Annotated in this window: 17 protein-coding genes; 7 read left to right on the top strand and 10 right to left on the bottom strand. The window is 47.5% G+C overall.

Annotated features, from left to right (window positions below):
- The first annotated feature begins 10 nt into the window (after nucleotides 1-10).
- A complete protein-coding gene (locus tag M3P05_RS00740) occupies nucleotides 11-829 on the top strand; it encodes an alkaline phosphatase family protein (RefSeq protein ID WP_249697311.1) in 819 nt (272 codons plus the stop codon).
- 8 nt (nucleotides 830-837) lie between these two features.
- Here the strand turns inward: M3P05_RS00740 and M3P05_RS00735 are convergent, their stop codons facing one another.
- The 4 genes from M3P05_RS00735 to M3P05_RS00720 all read right to left on the bottom strand — a co-directional run bounded on the left by M3P05_RS00735 (nucleotide 838) and on the right by M3P05_RS00720 (nucleotide 5,757).
- Nucleotides 838-2,979 (bottom strand): hypothetical protein, encoded by a 2,142-nt coding sequence (locus M3P05_RS00735; RefSeq protein WP_249697310.1) that lies wholly within the window; start codon nucleotides 2,977-2,979, stop codon nucleotides 838-840.
- A 14-nt stretch (nucleotides 2,980-2,993) separates the two neighbouring features.
- Entirely contained in the window at nucleotides 2,994-4,214 is a 1,221-nt protein-coding gene (locus tag M3P05_RS00730; RefSeq protein ID WP_249697309.1) for a hypothetical protein, read from the bottom strand.
- Between the two features lie 89 nt (nucleotides 4,215-4,303).
- Nucleotides 4,304-5,305, bottom strand: a complete 1,002-nt coding sequence (locus M3P05_RS00725; protein WP_249697308.1) for a homoserine kinase — start codon at nucleotides 5,303-5,305, stop codon at nucleotides 4,304-4,306.
- Between the two features lie 53 nt (nucleotides 5,306-5,358).
- Nucleotides 5,359-5,757, bottom strand: coding sequence for a DUF2782 domain-containing protein (locus M3P05_RS00720; protein ID WP_249697307.1), 399 nt, complete (start codon nucleotides 5,755-5,757; stop codon nucleotides 5,359-5,361).
- Nucleotides 5,758-5,896: 139 nt separating this feature from the next.
- On the opposite strand from M3P05_RS00720, the gene polA reads away from it, so the two are divergent.
- Both polA and M3P05_RS00710 read left to right on the top strand, forming a co-directional pair.
- The gene (polA, locus tag M3P05_RS00715; protein WP_249697306.1) at nucleotides 5,897-8,668 is read left to right on the top strand and encodes a DNA polymerase I; all 2,772 of its coding nucleotides are present in this window, start codon (nucleotides 5,897-5,899) and stop codon (nucleotides 8,666-8,668) included.
- A 124-nt stretch (nucleotides 8,669-8,792) separates the two neighbouring features.
- A complete protein-coding gene (locus tag M3P05_RS00710) occupies nucleotides 8,793-10,505 on the top strand; it encodes a hypothetical protein (RefSeq protein WP_249697305.1) in 1,713 nt (570 codons plus the stop codon).
- A gap of 252 nt (nucleotides 10,506-10,757) precedes the next feature.
- Here M3P05_RS00710 and yihA read toward each other — a convergent pair whose 3' ends face one another.
- Nucleotides 10,758-11,423 (bottom strand): ribosome biogenesis GTP-binding protein YihA/YsxC, encoded by a 666-nt coding sequence (yihA, locus tag M3P05_RS00705; protein WP_249697304.1) that lies wholly within the window; start codon nucleotides 11,421-11,423, stop codon nucleotides 10,758-10,760.
- A 390-nt stretch (nucleotides 11,424-11,813) separates the two neighbouring features.
- Between yihA and M3P05_RS00700 the strand changes: the two genes are divergently transcribed.
- From M3P05_RS00700 to M3P05_RS00685, 4 genes are all read left to right on the top strand, one after another.
- Nucleotides 11,814-12,137, top strand: a complete 324-nt coding sequence (locus M3P05_RS00700) for a c-type cytochrome (RefSeq protein ID WP_249697303.1) — start codon at nucleotides 11,814-11,816, stop codon at nucleotides 12,135-12,137.
- A gap of 96 nt (nucleotides 12,138-12,233) precedes the next feature.
- Complete coding sequence (locus tag M3P05_RS00695; protein WP_249697302.1) at nucleotides 12,234-12,839, top strand: c-type cytochrome; 606 nt, start codon at nucleotides 12,234-12,236, stop codon at nucleotides 12,837-12,839.
- 105 nt (nucleotides 12,840-12,944) lie between these two features.
- Nucleotides 12,945-13,616, top strand: coding sequence for a thiol:disulfide interchange protein DsbA/DsbL (locus tag M3P05_RS00690; RefSeq protein WP_249697301.1), 672 nt, complete (start codon nucleotides 12,945-12,947; stop codon nucleotides 13,614-13,616).
- A 26-nt stretch (nucleotides 13,617-13,642) separates the two neighbouring features.
- Complete coding sequence (locus M3P05_RS00685; RefSeq protein ID WP_249697300.1) at nucleotides 13,643-14,527, top strand: endonuclease/exonuclease/phosphatase family protein; 885 nt, start codon at nucleotides 13,643-13,645, stop codon at nucleotides 14,525-14,527.
- On the opposite strand, the gene hemW is transcribed toward M3P05_RS00685, so the two are convergent.
- From hemW to metX, 5 genes are all read right to left on the bottom strand, one after another.
- Nucleotides 14,499-15,674, bottom strand: a complete 1,176-nt coding sequence (gene hemW / locus M3P05_RS00680; protein ID WP_332841983.1) for a radical SAM family heme chaperone HemW — start codon at nucleotides 15,672-15,674, stop codon at nucleotides 14,499-14,501. The genes M3P05_RS00685 and hemW overlap by 29 nt on opposite strands.
- Nucleotides 15,671-16,264, bottom strand: coding sequence for an XTP/dITP diphosphatase (locus M3P05_RS00675; RefSeq protein ID WP_249697460.1), 594 nt, complete (start codon nucleotides 16,262-16,264; stop codon nucleotides 15,671-15,673). The genes hemW and M3P05_RS00675 overlap by 4 nt, the downstream gene beginning before the upstream one ends.
- Nucleotides 16,265-16,353: 89 nt before the next feature.
- Nucleotides 16,354-16,818: a DUF4426 domain-containing protein gene (locus M3P05_RS00670; protein WP_249697299.1), complete on the bottom strand. Its 465-nt coding sequence runs from the start codon at nucleotides 16,816-16,818 to the stop codon at nucleotides 16,354-16,356.
- 5 nt (nucleotides 16,819-16,823) lie between these two features.
- A complete protein-coding gene (gene metW / locus M3P05_RS00665; protein ID WP_249697298.1) occupies nucleotides 16,824-17,435 on the bottom strand; it encodes a methionine biosynthesis protein MetW in 612 nt (203 codons plus the stop codon).
- A complete protein-coding gene (metX, locus tag M3P05_RS00660) occupies nucleotides 17,432-18,604 on the bottom strand; it encodes a homoserine O-succinyltransferase MetX (protein ID WP_249697297.1) in 1,173 nt (390 codons plus the stop codon). Before metX ends, metW begins: the two co-directional genes overlap by 4 nt.
- Between the last annotated feature and the right edge of the window lie 69 nt (nucleotides 18,605-18,673).

Below are 18,673 nucleotides of genomic sequence, written 5' to 3'. Positions count from 1 at the left end.
AACATCCCTGATGAACAATAAAGTTATTCTTGTTGTTCTGGATGGCCTTAACTATCAGGTTGCTCATGACTGCATGGGTTATCTGAATGGCCTGAAAGAGAGTGGTCAGGCTTCACTCTATAAAGTGCAGACTGAACTGCCTTCCATGTCCCGTCCCCTTTATGAATGTCTGCTGACTGGACAGAAACCAATTGATAGTGGAATTATTAATAATTCGATTAACAGGCTATCCAGTTCCACCAGTACTTTCAGTCTGGCCAGAGAGGCTGGTTTATGCACGGCTGCAGCTGCTTATCACTGGTTCAGTGAGCTTTATAACCGCACGCCTTATGATCCGGTCAGGGATCGCTTTACCAGCGATGTTTCAATGAATATTCAACACGGATGTTTCTATCATCAGGATCAGTACCCAGATGAACATCTGTTTCTGGATGCTGAGTACTTGCGTAGAAAATATGACCCTGATTTCCTGCTCGTACACCCAATGAATATTGATGATGCAGGGCATAAGTTTGGCTTGAGTTCGTCGCAGTACCGTAATGCAGCCCGGCGATCTGATACCTACCTTTCCAGTTTGCTTTCTGACTGGGTTTATCAGGGGTATCAAATCATGGTGACGAGTGATCATGGCATGAACGATGACCGCTCACATGGCGGCACTACGGCGGAAGAACGTGAGGTTCCGCTTTTTGTTATTGGTGAAAGGTTTTCCCATCAACCCTGTGAAGCGAAACAGACTGATATCTGTGGTTTGTCCTGTGAACTGTTAGGACTGAACGACCATGAAAAATCTTTTAACCCCGATCTTCTTGGGTTTGCTTCTAAATGAGTTGAGCTTTATTTTTTTTGCGGAAATTCTTTCATGTAAGCCTCTTGGAATTTCCGTACGTTTTCTGTTGTTAGGGTCGGAGGAATTGAATTACCACCGCTGAACTTAGTTCGATCATCCAGTTTCTTGAACAGACTGTCATGTGAAGCGGTTCCTTGTTTACTTTGTTCCTGGTGAATATGAAGAAAATGACCATCAACATATTGTCGTGCCAACCAGATACGTTTTTTGAGAATGTTCTCGAAATCACTTTTCTGAGAAGGTTCAGGGTGTGTTAATTGCCCGTAAAAAACAGTGATATTTTTATAATCTGGAACTTCCTTGTCTGGATTTGCCCAGCTTATGCCTGAACCACTGGCAATCATGGCTGCACTTGCCAGATATCTGGCTTGTGGTTCGGAAATGTTGTAATCGTTGGCTATGTCATTAGCCAGGGCAGAATATTGCTCATTAAGTATATCTCCGCTCTTCTCCACAGGTTTTGCTTCTATTGGTTGAGGTGAAAATAGTAACGGCTGAGGTGAAGGTGGTTCTGACCGAGGTATTTGTGGTGATAACAGATTTTTGTTTGGAGAGTGTATCCCGGAGCTTTGAGGTGTCGTAGGTTCAGGTGGCGGAAACGGAAAATGTGAATTTGAGTTGCTGGTACTTGGCGTTACTGTGGTTGCTGACTGGGAAATACTATCAAACCCGGAAGAGCTGGAAGATGACGCTGTGCTAATAGATAAAGGTTCAGGAGATTTAAGTGATATTGGTGATGTGATTGTCAAATCGAGTGGGGCTGGTTTTCTCCGCTTTCTGGTACTTTTCCTTTTTCCCGTTTGAGGTTGTGGAGTTATATCTTCTGAAGTAAGAAAGGTGGATTGGTAATAGTGGCGGAAGTTATCAACATCGTCATAAGTGAATGGTGCTACGAGCTTACAGTTTACAACTTCAGGAAGCCCTGCATGATCGTGCAGGCGAGCAAAAAGACTGGTTCCACTTCTCTTTTGGGAAAGCCCCGGATTCATTAACGCAAATTTTGAGTGTACTGGCTTATAAACCGGGTGTTTTGCCTTTTTCCTTACACGGTCCGTACTATCAATATTCATTTCTGCATCTTGCTTTGAGTCTTCAGCTAAAGCTGCTGATAATGCACTGACATCTTCAGTTACTTGCTTTGATAAGGTGTAAACTCGGGGGGTATTCACATCTATATCAGAGCCCGAAAAGTCAGAGTCAATAAGCCATTGTATGTTTTCTTCAGAAACTTTCGGGCAAATTGAGTGCAAGTATTGAGGGATATTTGTTGGTTGCTTAAGGCCTTGTTTTTGATCCCTTCTACATATGAAACGAACCATTGCATTAATTTCTTCCTTAACTTTTTCTTTTTGGATGTGTTCGGGAGAAATTGTCGGAGAGTTTGTGAACTTATTATGAGCTTTAAGAACTGCACGGGCAGCGATCATTCTACTTTCTATGACCTGGACTTCATCTCTTCCTGAACCATTCGGATGGAGTTGAGAAAAATTGATCATTAGTTGATCAAAGCTCTTTCCTGAATCGAGTTGATCAGGATTATCAGGCCAGGTAATTCCTGTGCCGCTGGCAATTAATGCTCCATGAACCATAAGTCGAGCACGATGCTCGGCGATCTCTGAGTCATCTGTCTTATATTCATGAACCAGCTTGTTGCACCCTTTTACAAAAGCCTCTTCGGCTCTGCTTGAATGATCTTTTTTGTCCCAAATAACCAGCGTTTCAGCGGTTTTCTTTTCTTCGGGAGTGTAGAATGGTTTATGTGGTGGCTTAGGCTTTACTGAGGGCACTGACTTTTGTGGTGACAGGGACACTTTTTTCTTTGGTTTTTTTTTATCTTCGAGCTTATCTATTCCCAGCTCTTTCCGAAGTGCATGAGCACTTTCTAAAATGAACGTGTTATCGCGTACTTCCTGGGGCGAAGCAGCCCTGATGGTACCCCAGCTTCCATCCTTGTGTAGGGTGCGGTAAACAACCATCCCGTCATTTGTTTCAAGGAATTTGATGTTATTTTCTTCTGAATCATCCTGTTCTTTGGTTTTCTTTGAAAACTGCTTTTCATTGGCTTTGTAAAAGCGAGCAAAACCTGAGGTTGTCGCGCCATGAAATCGTGTGTGAATAGGCATTCTCATGATGGAGATATCCTTTAATCAATCTCGTCCGATGTTTGGTTTCGATTACCCTGAATTTGTCTCTGCAAGAGTTGGGGAGCAGCTTTAAGTATTCCTGTCGCAATACCGGGGCAGTGGGCACGAACTGTTGGGTCGTGACACATCTGGCTAATCTCATGCATATACAAGTCAATGATCAAACGGTGTTCTGATGGTGAGGCGCATTGCATCCAGTCAGAAATCAAGTGGCAGGTTTGCTTAACTTTCTGTTTTACTGCTGGTGGCAGGGAGTCACTGCTGTCCTGATAATGAAAAAGGAGCTGAGCTGTTGATCGCATATTTCGGTGCAGCAGGGACTTAAAGTCTTTGTTGGTCAGTTCAGAGATAGCGAGAAGCTGTTTTTGTAATACTTCAGCGTGACAGTGGTGCTCCTGCTCAGGAACCTGGATGTGAATTGGTGGCAGGTTATACGACTGTCGGATTAAATTATTTCTTTGTACCCTTCGGGCAAGAGCTGGGGCGTAATGCTTAATAAACCTTTTAATATCCTGGTTTTTAAAAATGAAAGGCAGCCAGCTAAGCCAGCTTGATTTGGTCATCACCAGATGCCCGCTGGCATTCATTCCAAACCAGCGATTTTGGGTCTGTTCAGAATCTTCGGGAATTTCCCGGGCCGCTCTACGAAGGAACAGACCTACTCTTTCATCCATATCCCCATAAGCGATTTCACTGACTCTCTCAATCAGACGTAGCTTTTGAGGGTGGGATTGGTGTTGTCCGGGAGTTGGAATTGTTCTTTGTTGAGACGCTGCAGGAACCGGTTTGATATTTGTGTTTTCCTGTCTCCCTGGAGTGTGTGGCCTGCTTGATCTTTGAGCCAGGCTAGGCTGCTGCCTTCTGGGTGGTATATGGGATATTGAGTATGAATTGATTTGCTGCAGCACTCTGGCCCGGCGCTTAAGGATAGGGGTGTCAGGCTTTTGAGGTGAGTAGTATCGATCAAGCTGCACCACACCTCTTTGTATTAGAGGCTTCTGGCAATACTCTTCCAGAGTACAGGTTTGAAGTTCATGCCTGGCCACCTGGTTTTGTGGTTTGACCACTTTTAACCAGACAATTTTTCCATCTGACGTTGTCCAGAGCGGGTGGTCTCCCAGCTTTTCTCTCTGGAACGGGGTTTCATGGGTGGCACAGTACTGGCGGAAGCTGGAAAGCCTCATGCCATTAAACTGATCTGATGATGGTGGCTGCTGCATATTGCCTGACTTGCCAAAACTCGAGAGTTCAATGGGTTATCGGCGGCAAATCAGGCATCTGGAGGTGTTCTGTAGTGGTAAAAATGGACCTATGAAGGTAAAATCAAAGAGAAGGATTTGGCTGTTCTTAACTCCAGCATATCGCGAAATTCATCAGGATCTTTGAACTTCCGGATTGCTCCCTGGTCATTCAAATGCTCGGATCCTTCTTCCGGATAAACAAATGTCACAAGCCGGGATATCCAGAAGCGCAGGCAGGAGAGCCTGTGCATAAGATGCCAGGCCCGGCGCTCCTCATCAGTAAAGGGTCGAACCTGGTTATAAGCTTCCAGCAAGGCTTTGGTTTTATCCGGATCAAGCTCCAGCGAATCTGAAGTCAGACACCAGTCATTGACAGTCACTGCAACATCATAAAGCAGACAGTCACGGCAGGACTGGAAGAAATCAATCATGCCGGTGACTTTATCGTCTTCGAACAGTACGTTATCCACAAACAGGTCGGCATGAATCAGGCCTTTGGGAAGGTCAGGATATTTGGCTAGACCATTCTTGATTTCTTTCCACTGCTGGGTCTGCAGAAGACTGTCTTCCTCGCTGAGGAGATCAGTCATGCGCGTGACCTGCTGGTCAATCCACTGTATGCCCCGCATATTATCCTGACTGAAAGAGGCTTTGAGGCCTACGGCATGTGCCCTGGCGAGGTTTTTACCAATTTCGGCACAGTGAGCAGCCGTCAGATCTGGCTTATCAATATGATGACCAGACAGGCGAGCCTGAAGAAGACAGGGCTTATTCTTGAAAATGCGTAGGGGCTTGTCGTCAAGACCGTGAATAGGGGAAGGAACCGGCAACCCTGAATCGGCCAGTATCTCCATGAAATTTATAAAGAATGGCAGTAATTCTTTGGGCTGGTATTCAAATATGGTCAGAACAAAGTTCTGCTCACCTTTCTCTGGATGAAGTGTGTGAACAAAGTAATTGGTGTTCTCGACACCCGCTTCAATACCTTTCCAGCTGACCAGATTCCCCTCATCATAGAGGGCAAGAAAACTGCGAAAATCCTGCTCTGATAGTTGGGTGTACACCGACATACTTGTGAATCCTGACTCCTGCGGACTTTAGGTTCTGGTAACAGAGCCTAATATTATTGCCATTCCATGATTTTCCAGCTGGGAATCAACATCTGCGGGCCGTTGGAACGGGCAAAGTTACCTATATTATCGACCGCCACAAGGTAATAGGGTTTCCCAATTTTGGGAATTACCTTGATTGAATACAGAAAGCCGTTGATCCGGTATTCGTGAATGGTTCTGTCTGTTCCTGAGCGGATAACGATGTCTGTCCCCTCTGGAATTCCCCCGACAGCATCCTGTTCATAAACAGGAACAGGTTTACCCTGCTCTTTGGCCTTTTGAGCTGCAACAACCGGAGGCAAATCCGGGTTGTCAGAGTTCTCTGCCTGCTGTTGTGATGGTGCTGTTACACAACCTGATACAATCAAAGAAAAAGCAGCGCCAGTCAGCCACGGTGGATATCGTTTCATATTACCTCCTGACAACTTTCACCTGATTGATGAATACTTCCCGAACTGGCTCTAGAATAGCCTGATTATTTCTAAAGTTATTTTACCGCCAATATCTGGTGAATAGCGACTGCAAACAAGCTGCAAAACAAGGAAGAGAATGACAGACCTCCAGCAGAAAGAGCCCCTGGTTCTTGTCGATGGCTCCTCGTACCTGTATCGGGCATTTCACGCTCTGCCACCGTTAACCAACTCCAAAAGTATGCCCACTGGTGCCGTGAAGGGGGTTATGAACATGCTTCGCCGGCTGCAGGCTGATTACTCTGGCAGCACGGTGGTTGTGGTTTTTGATGCCAAGGGCAAAACATTCCGGGACGAAATTTATTCCGAGTACAAAGCTCAGCGCCCACCCATGCCGGATGATCTGCGCTGTCAGGTTCAGCCATTGCATGACATTATTCGCGCAAGCGGTATGCCTCTTTTGGTGATAGAAGGGGTTGAGGCTGATGATGTTATTGGAACTTTGGCAGCCCGTGCGACAGAAGTCTTTCGTCGTACAGTGATATCCACTGGTGATAAAGATCTGGCCCAGCTTGTTAATGAGCATGTGACTCTGGTGAACACCATGACCAATACGGTGATGGATATTCCTGGTGTGACAGAAAAGTTTGGTATTGGCCCTGATCTGGTTATCGACTTTCTCGCTCTGATGGGAGACAAGGTTGATAACATTCCAGGCGTACCGGGTGTTGGTGAGAAGACTGCACTGGCTCTGCTGCAGGGGCTGGGTGGGTTGGATTCCATCTACTCCCGGCTCGATGAAGTGGCGGGCCTTGGTTTCCGTGGTTCCAAAACCATGGCCAAGAAACTGGAAGATAACAAAGAAAAAGCTTATCTCTCCTATGATCTGGCCACTATTCGTACAGATCTTGATCTGGGCTGCGAACTGAAAGATCTGGTACCCAAAGAGGCTGACCAGGAAAAGCTGCTCTCTCTCTATGAAGAACTGGAGTTCCGTGGCTGGGTTAAGGAAATGCGTGGAGGTAGTGATGTTTCCGGTGCCAAGCAGGAGACTGCCTCTACCGCCTCAAAACCTGCCGCTCCTGAAATTCCTCCTCCTGTTCAAACTCATTATGAGACTGTTCTGGATCAGGGCGAGTTTGATAGCTGGCTGGAAAAGCTGAAGTCTGCCGATCTGTTTGCCTTTGATACGGAAACAACCAGCCTGAACTACATGGAAGCAGAGATTGTTGGTGTCTCGTTTGCTGTAGAGGTTGGTAAAGCCGCTTATGTTCCCTTGGCACATGATTATCTTGATGCACCAGAGCAGCTGGACCGGGATAGTGTTCTGCGGGCTCTAAAGCCATTGTTGGAAGATGAATCATGCCGAAAGGTTGGCCAGAACCTGAAGTATGATCGCAGTGTTCTTGCCCGATACGATATCGATCTAAAGGGTATTGCTTTCGATACCATGCTGGAGTCGTATGTGCTGGACTCCACTGGCTCCCGCCACGATATGGATACTCTGGCCGAGAAATATCTGATGGTGAAAACCACTCACTTTGAATATATTGCCGGTAAAGGTGCAAAGCAGCTGACGTTCAACCAGATTGCCCTGGAGCAGGCCGGGCCTTATGCCGCAGAAGATGCCGATATCACTCTGCGTCTGCACCAGACTCTGTGGAAAGCTCTGGAAAAGGACGAAAAACTCAATCAGGTTTTCAACAAGCTGGAGCTGCCGCTGGTAAAAGTACTGTCCAGAATGGAACGCAATGGCGCACTTGTTGATACCAAGCGTCTGCATGAGCAGAGCCAAAAGCTAGGCCAGCGTTTAAGTGAGCTGCAGGAACAGGCCTGGGCTGTTGCCGGTGGAGAGTTCAACCTTGCTTCCCCCAAACAATTACAGGAGCTGCTGTTTGGCAAGCTGGGTCTGCCAGTTATCAAAAAGACTCCAAAAGGCCAGCCCTCAACAGCAGAAGAAGTTCTGGTAGAGCTGGCGGAGAGTTATGAACTTCCTCGCTTGATTCTTGAACATCGCAGCCTGAGCAAGCTGAAATCAACCTACACGGATAAGCTGCCAAAAATGGTGAACCCTGCAACAGGTCGGGTTCATACCTCTTATCATCAGGCAGTGACTGCTACCGGACGTTTGTCGTCTTCTGACCCGAACCTGCAGAATATTCCCATCCGAAGTGAAGAGGGTCGCCGTATTCGTCAGGCATTTGTTGCTTCACCTGGCTACAAGCTGGTGGCAGCTGACTATTCCCAGGTTGAACTGCGCATCATGGCTCATCTTTCTGGAGACAAAGGTCTTCTGGAGGCCTTTTCCAAAGGGCTGGACGTACATAAGGCAACAGCTGCAGAAGTCTTTGGTGTCACTCTGGATGAAGTAACTTCTGACCAGCGCCGTAGTGCCAAGGCCATTAACTTCGGACTGATTTACGGAATGTCTGCCTTTGGCCTGGCCAAACAGCTGAATATTTCCCGCCAGGATGCGCAGCAATATGTTGACCTCTATTTTGCCCGATACCCAGGCGTAAAGGCTTATATGGATCGTACCCGTGCTCAGGCTCATGAGCAGGGCTATGTTGAGACATTGAGCGGTCGTCGTCTCCATCTTCCAGAAATCAATGCCCGTAACAAGATGCGCCAGCAGGCTGCAGAGCGAACCGCAATCAATGCACCAATGCAAGGAACTGCTGCAGATATTATCAAGACCGCAATGATTGAAGTGGACAGCTGGCTGGAAAACAGTGAACTGGATGCCCGCATGATCATGCAGGTACACGATGAACTGGTTCTTGAGGTTCACGAAGATTATGTCGAAGACGTTATCAAAGGTCTGGAAACTCGTATGGATGCAGCCATGACACTGGATGTTCCACTGGTTGTTGATACCGGTGTGGGCGATAACTGGGATGAAGCTCACTGATAGTTAAACTAAAAAAGCCCCTGAAAAGCTGGCAGCAATAAAGTTGCCAGCTAACCCTCTTCAATATTCCTTTAGCCTACTGCCTATACTCTCTGCCCTCATCAAATGAGTCAGGGTTTGGAGGATGAGGTTACCTCTCTTTTGCTTGGCTTTGTGCCTGATAGCGCTGCCTGGGTTTCACTGTGATGCCCAGGATGATCAGGTTAGCAACAGCTCCCAACCCTTTAATATTCAACTTATCCCTGACGAACCTCAGCATTTTGATGACTCAACGGTAAAAAGGCTGCTGGCGGGGTTCCCTGAGAGTAAAAGGCGTGAGTTTATTGGTCGTACTTGGGAGTGGTATGACTCAGCTATCGAACTGGGAAAGCAGGAAGCTATTCGAACGGTTTCTCTGATCGGATTTACCGCAGCAGGACGAACGGCTGTTCGGTATGCCCCGGCCTGGATGGGGAATAAATATGCTCAGATATTGATACTTCTCGGGTTCCAAAGCCTGATGGATTATTTCTCTGCCTATAACAACACCGATTTTTATTTTCGCGCTGGTGCAAACGCCATAAATCATGCCATTCAATGGGGGGACACCTTTCGTTGGTGGCGGCAGGCTCTTGCTTTCACCGTTGGCCATTTAAACCTTTTCTATCTGTACGGCCCCGAGATTAATAGGCAGTTGTTTTTTTGCAGGCATATTGGATCGAGGCGGATCCAGTTTATGTCCATGGAGATGAATGGCGTTGCCGAGCTTGAACTGGTTGCTCCTGCCTCACCAAAAGAACCGGTTGAATTAGTCATGTACTTTGATGGTTTAGGGAACATGATGCCGGAGGCTATGTCGAACAACCTGGAAACAGCATGGGTGTCTCTTGCTAAAGCCTGTCGTGAAAATGAAGTTACATCGATCAAAGTTCTCCCGGCCCCGGAAGAGGAAAGGCTTATGGCTGTGCAGCTCTGGAGGGGAGAGCGAAGACTGACCGATACTTTGATTACTCTTGAATCCGATAATATGGCCAGAAAAATGTGGGTCACAGACTGGATAGCACAGAAAACAAAGCCCAATGCGGCACTGTTTGATACTGTGCAGCTGGTCAATCCATTATCAGTGAATGTTCTGGAGGCACTAGGCCAGCTGGTGGCCAGTGGTGGCGAGGAAAAAGTCAGTATTGATGTGAGTGGTCATCAATTGAGAGCAATGTCACCCAAAGGGATAATTACAGCCTACCCAACGGGAGATTATGGTTTTTGGTTTGTTGATCGTAACCATTCTGCAGATGTTGAACTGCCAGAGCTCTGGCTGAACACCAAACAGTCATTTAGTGATGGAATGGCTCGGGCCCTGGCCACTCTCGAACAGCAGCAAATGGCCGGTAAGCCTAGGGGTATATATAACCTTGGGGCAGATGTTCTTAGAAGCATAATTTCCAGAGCGGTTCTGCATGCGGGAATGCGACTTTGGCAGACAGATGGTAGCCCTGTTCCTGCGGGTAATCCGCCAGCAGCAGGAACCCTTGATGGCAACTCTCCTGCTACACCCTCCCCTGAAGAAACTGGTGGTGCGCAGCTCGCATCTGCACCCACTCCTGCACCAGGAGGAACAACAGGTTCAACTCCTCTCGGTGAAAACGGTGAATACAGGATCGTTCAGGATTGGTTACAAGATTCGACAATTGCAAGATTGCGTACAAGTGGAGGTCGTATTGATGACTGGGCTCTGAACCGACCTATAAACAGAAATCAGGCTAGATTTTTGGTGAGTATATTGGAGTCCAATCCGAGCGGAGCTTATGCTGTTCTACGGCCATTCGTTGAAGAAATGCCAATAGTTACAGGGAATTGAAAAACATGCTATTTCAATAGCTTATGGTTTTTCGTGAGGTGAAAAACAGCCATTGGTACATTTTAATAAAAAAAGTTTCAGAAATTTTGAACTTTTTCCTAACAATGGAGTCAGAGTATATGAGCGTTGAGAAAACGTTCTGTAAGACTCCTTGTGTGTTTGGTGTTTTGGCTTCAGAGAAGTGTGTGCTTTGAAGTCAGAGAGAGCTTACTCCGGTCGTCTCCCCCAGGCGACCGGAGTTTTTTTATGTGTCTATTCCAGAGCTTCTGCAGGAGCTTCTTCGGTTTCCAGTTCCCAGTCTTCGATCGGCTGACACAGCCAGCTGTCCAGAGTGCCTCTCAGCTCATCAACGCCTGTCTTCTTCAGAGAGGAAAACAGCTGAATAGTGACCAGCCCTTCCATATCTTTCAGTTGACTGCGCAGCTTGATCATGATGCCTTTCGCTGCACCAAACTTCAGTTTGTCGCTCTTTGTCAGCAGGATATGAAGGGGCAGCTGGCTTTGGCGAGCCCAGTCAATCATGATCTGGTCAAACTCTTTCATGGGGTGGCGAATATCCATAAGCAGAACAACACCCACGAGGCATTCGCGTTGCTCCAGATAGGCTCCCAGGTGTCTTTGCCACTCATGCTTCATTTTCTCCGGGACTTTGGCATATCCATAACCGGGCAGGTCAACCAGCCTGTGCTCTTCGTCAATCTCAAAGAAGTTAATCAGCTGGGTTCGCCCAGGGGTTTTACTGGTGCGAGCCAGTTTGGATGAACCTGTCAGTGCATTCAGAGCACTGGATTTTCCTGCATTGGAACGGCCGGCAAAGGCCACTTCCCTGCCATATTCCGGGGGACACTGGTCAACACGTGCAGCACTGACCATAAACCGGGTCGTACGATAATTCAGGGAAGTAATGGGTTCAGACATGGAAAAACTCTTCCAGGGGGACTCAACGTCCAGCCTTCAAGGTTGAAATCAATTGGTTTTCAGAAGCCAAGTATAACTTGCAGAAGGAAAAGAGGAATCGGCTACCTGTAGCAGTCGGTAAAATTGTGTCATTTCTGCATGATAAGCACGTATAAATATCACCAAAACCTAGTATATAATGAACCCGCCTTAGTAGGCTGGTCGGTATATCAGACCGGAATAGAAGACAAACAGCCTTGAGCTGGATCGAAAGCCATGAGCTGAATGAACAGCCGTGAGCTAAACAAAAGCTGTGAGCTAGAAAAATACAAAGAGCCTGCTCGGGAGTGATACCAACAGTTCTGGTTCAGCAGACTGGCTGTGGATACCCGGAGGCCTTGTGAGGCCGATATGAGTCAATCAACAAAGTTAAGCGTTCTTTTTGCTGCTTCCTTTTTCACACTCTCTACGGCATGGGCTGCCCCAGTTGCGCAGAAACCTGAGGCTGTTTATGACAAGTCATGCAAAATCTGCCATGACGCAGGTATTGCTGGTGCTCCCAAGAAACATGCTGTTGCAGAATGGGAGTCCCGCCTGAAACTGGGAATGGATGCGCTCGTTGAAACCGTGAAGAAGGGTAAGGGAGCCATGCCGCCAAAAGGTATGTGCATGGACTGCACGGATGAGGACTACAAGGCAGTTATTACCTTCATGTCCAGCCCTAAACAGCCATGAGCGGGAAATGCCCATCCCGAAACATGAAAATTCAGAGGGCATTTCCATGGTAAACAGGAAATAAGCATAAAAGATAACCGGAGCCGGGTTGTGCTAATGAAAAGAATTATTGTGTGTTTGCTGGTAGGTCTGGGATGGGCCGGTTTTGCAGCTGCGGAGGGAGATGCCGCTGCGGGGAAAGGAAAGGTCGCTCTCTGTACTGCCTGCCATGGCCCGACCGGTGTCAGTATTGCTCCAAACTTTCCCCACCTTGCAGGGCAGGGAGAACGCTATCTGACCAAACAGATTACTGATATCAAATCGGGAGCACGACCAGTGCCTGAAATGATTGGTATGACTGATAATCTGTCTGAGCAGGACATTGAAGATATTGCTGCATTCTATGCCAGTCAGACTGCTCCAACCGGGCAGGCGACAGAATCATCTATCGAGATTGGCCAGAAGCTCTATCGAGGAGGTGATATCGACAAAGGCATCGCAGCCTGTACCGCCTGTCATTCACCTACCGGCAAAGGTAACGATTTGGCCAAGTTCCCAATGCTTGCCGGGCAGAGTCCAGAGTACCTCGCCAAGCAGTTGCGAGACTTCCGTGAGGGGGATCGGGTGAATGATGGTGATAGCCGTATCATGAGAGATACTGCTGAAAAACTGAGCAACAAGCAGATTGATGCCTTGGCTAGTTATATCAGTGGTCTTCGCTAGGTTCCATTTCTGTATGGGGCAGCAATATTTCTGCCCCCCCTGCCCTTTCTCCCTGCTAGTTTAAAACTATCTGTCGATATATATCGAACTGGTGGGGAGACAATAATGCATAAACTGTGGCACATCTTCTTTATATTTCTAGCTCTCTGGGCACTCTCCGGGATAGCAACTGCGGCTTCCTTCAAGGAAGGTGTTGACTACAAACTTTTGAAACAGCCTCTTCCCCTCTCTCAAACCGATAAAATCGAAGTGAATACCATTTTCTGGTACGGCTGCCCCCACTGTTTTGATCTCGCAAAAATGCAGGTGAACTGGAAAAAGAGACAACCGAGTGATGTGTTGACCGTTGAAACTCCAGTGATATTTGGGCGCCCATGGCAGGCGCATGCCCAGCTATTTTATGCCCTGGAAGAGATGGGGTTGCAGGAAAGGACGCTCTTTAAATTATTTGATGCTGTTCAGAATCAGGGCAAGAGGTTGGACAATGAAAAAGATATGCAGGTGTTTCTAAAAGAGCATTTTGATGTTAAACCTGAGGAGTTTGATAAAGTTTTTGACTCGTTTGGGGTAAGGAACCAGGTGCAGAAAGCATCGGCTGCTACCCGTGGTGCCCAGCTGATGGGGGTTCCAGCAATTATTGTTTCCGGTCGCTATCTGATTGATCCACAGATGGCGGGAGGCTTGGAGAATATGTTGAATATTACTGACTTTCTGATTGAAAAAATCCGCAAAGAGAAGGGTTCAGGGGGTAAAAGTGCGGACAAGAAAGCAGGATAACCAGTGTATCTGGTTTGGAGATTTCTATGCCGTTGAAAGCGGTACAAAGAGTGATCAACCGTAGACTCCTTGAAAAAGGTTTTACCCGGCAGCGAATGGCATCAACAGCTTTGTATGGAGAGCGAGATGATGCCTCCTTGCGCCAACTGCGGTTGTTGAGTTTCAATATTCAGGTTGGTATCACCACCCAGCAGTACGGGCACTATGTGACTCGTGGCTGGCAGCACTTTCTTCCATCCCTTGAGCGCCAGAGAAACCTCGATCGCATTGCCCGACTTATCCACAATTACGATATTGTCGCCATTCAGGAAGCAGATGGAGGCAGCCTGCGTACCGGCTTTGTGAACCAGATTGAATATCTGGCTCATCGGGCAGGATTTCCCTGGTGGTATCAGCAGCTTAACCGCAACCTTGGCAGGTTGGCTCAGCACAGTAACGGCCTGCTAACCCGTTTTCATCCTGAAAATCTCGAAGATCACAAGCTACCTGGCTTGATACCTGGACGAGGGGCAATAGTTGTAGAACTTGGGACAGGCAATCCGATACTGTTAGTGGTTATGCATCTTGCTCTAAGCCGAAGAGGACGAAATATGCAGTTGGAGTATGTGCGTAAACTATCTGAGAACTATGAGCATGTGGTTCTTATGGGGGATATGAATGCTCATGCGGATCAGCTGCTGACTGACTCTCCTCTTGCCAGTATGGGTCTTCACAGTGCATCCAAAGATGTAAACACCTTTCCAAGCTGGAAACCAAGCAAATCTCTGGACCATATTCTTTTGAGTTCAGATCTACATGCTCAGTCTTTCTCCGTCGTCGATTTTCCTCAATCGGATCATCTCCCTGTGGCAGTCCAGATTGAACTGCCGCAAGGTGTGGATATCAACAGAAGAGCTCCAACAACTCATTAAGGAATAGACTGCCTCGCTCAGAAGGTTGTAGCCGGGACGTATCCTTTATGAGTAGTTCCATGCTTCTCGCCTTTTCCAGAGATGGCTGGATTGTATTAAGAGACAGCCCAGTTCTTTGAGAAAACAGTTTGGAATCCACCCCTTCTCTTAACCTCAGGGCATTCATCATAAATTCAACCGGGAGGTCGTCTTTATCTAGCAGTCTCTCACCTGTCTGAAACGATTTTTCGCTACTGAGATAATCAGACGGTGTACGTGTTTTCCAGTTGCGTTTTATAGTGTCTGTTGCGAGATCCGTTAGCTTTCCATGGGCTCCTGCGCCAATGCCAATAAAATCACCAAATTGCCAGTAGTTAAGATTATGGCGGGCGCGTCGGCCCTCTTGGCTGTAAGCTGAAATCTCATATTGAGTAAAGCCATGGCTGGCCAGCTTCTGTTGGCCTTTCTCCTGAATTGACCAGAGGGATTCATCCTCAGGTAACTTGGGAGGCTTGGTCCAGAACATGGTGTTTGGCTCAATAGTAAGCTGATACCAAGACAAGTGTTCAGGTGCCAGCTGAATAGCCTGATCAAGATCCTGCATGGCCATAACTTCTGATTGCCCTGGCAGGCCGTGCATCAAGTCAAGATTGAGATTATCGAAGCCTGCTCTTCTGGCCATGGAAACGGCCTGTTGGGCTTCACTGCCTGAATGAATACGTCCCAGCCTTTCCAGACAGGCGTCGTCAAATGTCTGTACACCGATCGATAACCGGTTGATACCTGTCGCTCGAAAACCATTAAAACGCTCCTGTTCAAAAGTGCCAGGATTGGCTTCCATGGTTATCTCAATGTCGTGGCTGAACGTTAGTAGCTTTTGCAAACCTTCAAAAAGGGAGTCATAAGCCTGTGCACTCATCAGGCTTGGAGTGCCACCACCGATAAAAATGGTGTGAAGTTCCCTTCCCTGTACGAACTGAAGTTCGTTAGTGAGGTCTTTAAGTAAGGCCTGAACATACTGCTTTTCGGGCAGTTCGTTTTTCAAGGCATGTGAATTGAAATCACAGTATGGGCACTTGCGAATGCACCAGGGGACGTGAATGTAAAGACTAAGAGGAGGCAGCTGTAATTCAGCTACCTCTTGATCGGAAAATGTTGCAGAAATCACGCGGTTTTCAGTTTTTCCATAAGTTGCTTCATTGCTTTGGCACGGTGGCTGCGCTTGTTCTTTTCAACAGGCTCCAGTTCCGCAGAAGCACAATGCATCTCCGGCACAAAGAATACCGGATCATAACCGAAACCATTGTTGCCAATGGTTTCTTCCAGAATATAACCTTCCCAGGTGCCCTGGCAGATAATTGGGGTTGGATCATCAGCATGACGAAGGTAAACAAGCAAACACTGGAAGCGGGCGGTACGCTTTTCTGTTGGCAGACCATCAAGATCTTTCAGAAGCTTTTCGATGTTATCCGCATCGGATGCATTTTCACCGGAAAAGCGGCTTGAATAGATGCCGGGAGCACCATTCAGTGCATCAACTTCAAGGCCAGAGTCATCAGCCAGAGCTGGAAGCCCGGAGATTCGGGCCGCATGGCGGGCTTTAAGAATGGCATTTTCAACAAAAGTCAGACCGGTTTCTTCAACACTGCCGGTATTGAACTCGCTTTGAGGGCGAATGTTCATATTCAGCGGTGCGAGCAGCTGGCGAAATTCGGCCAGCTTACCCATATTGCCTGTTGCAAGTACAACATCCTGCATAACAGCAGTGTTTTGAGTGTCTTGAGACACGGATTTTCCTCTTACATTTACATATGACCAAACTTGTCATAAAAAGCTATTTAGCTTGATCAAAGTTTCTCGTAAAACTTTTTACTGAACCTGACGGATTTGCTGATCTGGCTGTTCTCGGGGGTTACCCGGACGGTGAAGTGTAGCAATTCGCCATTTGTATGTTCGAAGGTTGCCAGGTAATACATGGCAATGCCTTCATCTACCAGCCACGGTTTCAGCATGGTTTTCTGGGAGAGAAGGTTGGCTGATTCAATCTCAACATCAGCTTTAACCGGCTTCCCGTTTTCGAGAACAGAAATATTTACCAGCCCCACTCTTGGAGAGCGTTCGATACCGTAGGATTTTGCCACATCCGGTTGCAGGAATTGACTGTTGAATGCAATGTAGTGCAATTCATAGTCTCCAAAGTTCTCCTGATCTGCCGTTGAAACACGTGCTAGTGATAACAGCAAAACAACGCCGGTAAATGCAATAAGGCGCTGAAACCCTGTTGGTGCGAAATAGCTGGAAATTTTGTTCATTATTATCAGCTCCTGATTCCGCTGGTTTTGCGGCAAAGGTGGTAAATTGCGATTTCACCAAGAAGATTCGGGGCCAGCTTTGTCAGTGCGCTGTTCTGATGACTGTGGTCAGTCACCAGACGTTTGAGTACGAGAAGGTTCTTGGTGTGACACAAATCTTCAAAGTCCTTGAACGTACAAAAGTGGATGTTCGGTGTATCAAACCAGCTGTAAGGCATGAATTCTGAAACCGGCATTCTACCTCTTGTGGAAAGGTGGAGCCGACAACGCCAGTGGCCGAAGTTTGGAAAAGTGACGATACACTCCTTCCCTACCCGTAACATTTCATCCAGAACCTTGTCTGGGTTATGCAGAGCCTGGAGTGCCGATGTCATGATTACGGTATCAAAACTGTTGGTATCAAAGTTCTGCAGCCCCTGGTCAATATCCTGCTCTATTACATTGACACCCTGTTCAATGCATTTATGGATTTTATCCGGGTTAATTTCCAGACCATAACCACGAACATCCTTCTCTTTCTTAAGCTCAGAAAGCAGAGTTCCGTCACCACAGGCCAGATCAAGAATACGACTGCTTGGCCTCACCCAGGGTTTTATCAGAGCAAAATCTCTTCTCATGACTGCACTCCTGCCTCATTGATCTGCTGACTCTCGTGAGCAACATGTTTCATCCATGCCTTGAGGGCAGAGGTGTAACGGGGGATATCCATAAGGAATGCATCATGTCCCTGGGGAGCGTCGACTTTCAGGTACGTGACTTCTTTGCGTGCTGCATGAAGTGCATCGACGATCTCTTCAGAACGTTCGGGACTGAAGCGCCAGTCTGTAGTGAAAGAAATTACCAGGAAGCGTGCTTTGGCTTCAGAAAGTGCTTCAACAAGATTGTGGTTATAGCGGCTGGCAGGGTCGTAATAGTCCAGCGCCCGTGTCATCAGTAGATAAGAGTTGGCATCGAACCGCTTACTGAACTCCTGTGCCTGGTAACGCAGATAACTCTCGACCTGAAACTCTGCGTCATAGTCAAAGCTGAGGTACTCTTTCTTGAGTTCCCGCCCAAATTTGGCTTTCATCGCTTCGTCAGACAGGTAGGTGATATGTCCTACCATCCGGGCCAGGCCGATACCTTTGCTGGGGATTGTGCCTTTTTCCTGATACCGGCCACCATGGAACTCTGAGTCAGACATAATGGCCTGACGGGCAACTTCATTGAAGGCGATATTTTGGGCAGATAGCTTTGGAGCTGACGCAATGACTGCAGCATGGCGAACTCTGTCAGGGTAACGAATCGTCCACTCCAGTACTTGCATGCCTCCCAGACTGCCTCCCACAATCGCTGCCCATTGCTGAATACCCAGGTGATCAGCCAGTCTTACCTGGCTTTCGACCCAGTCATCCACCGTAACGACAGGAAAATCCGGCCCCCAGGGTTTTCCTGTTTCAGGGTTTGCCTCGACAGGTCCAGAGCTGCCATGACAGCCACCAAGGTTATTCAGGCAAACAACGAAAAAATGGTTAGTATCGATAGGTTTACCCGGACCTATGCTGGAATCCCACCACCCGGGCTTGCGGTCGTCCATTGAGTGGTAGCCAGCAGCATGGTGGTCGCCACTGAGCGCATGGCAGATAAGAACAGCATTGCTGAAGCTTTCGTTAAGTTGCCCGTAGGTTTCGACTCTTAAGTCATATTTATCAAGTGTTCTGCCACAGCTTAATGTCAGCGGGTCAGAAAATGGGATGGTTTGAGGTGAAACCAGGCCCACTGAATCTTCTGGAATGATCTCCGGCATTTTACTTTTATCATCTAACTGCTTTTTTATTGAGGGGCGCGGACAGTCTAAAGAGCTGGTGGCGGGCGT

The organism is Parendozoicomonas callyspongiae (assembly GCF_023502345.1).
Lineage (GTDB): Bacteria > Pseudomonadota > Gammaproteobacteria > Pseudomonadales > Endozoicomonadaceae > Sansalvadorimonas > Sansalvadorimonas callyspongiae.
Note: the sequence above shows the minus strand (reverse complement) of the source record. Positions and strands in the feature narration are given on the sequence as shown.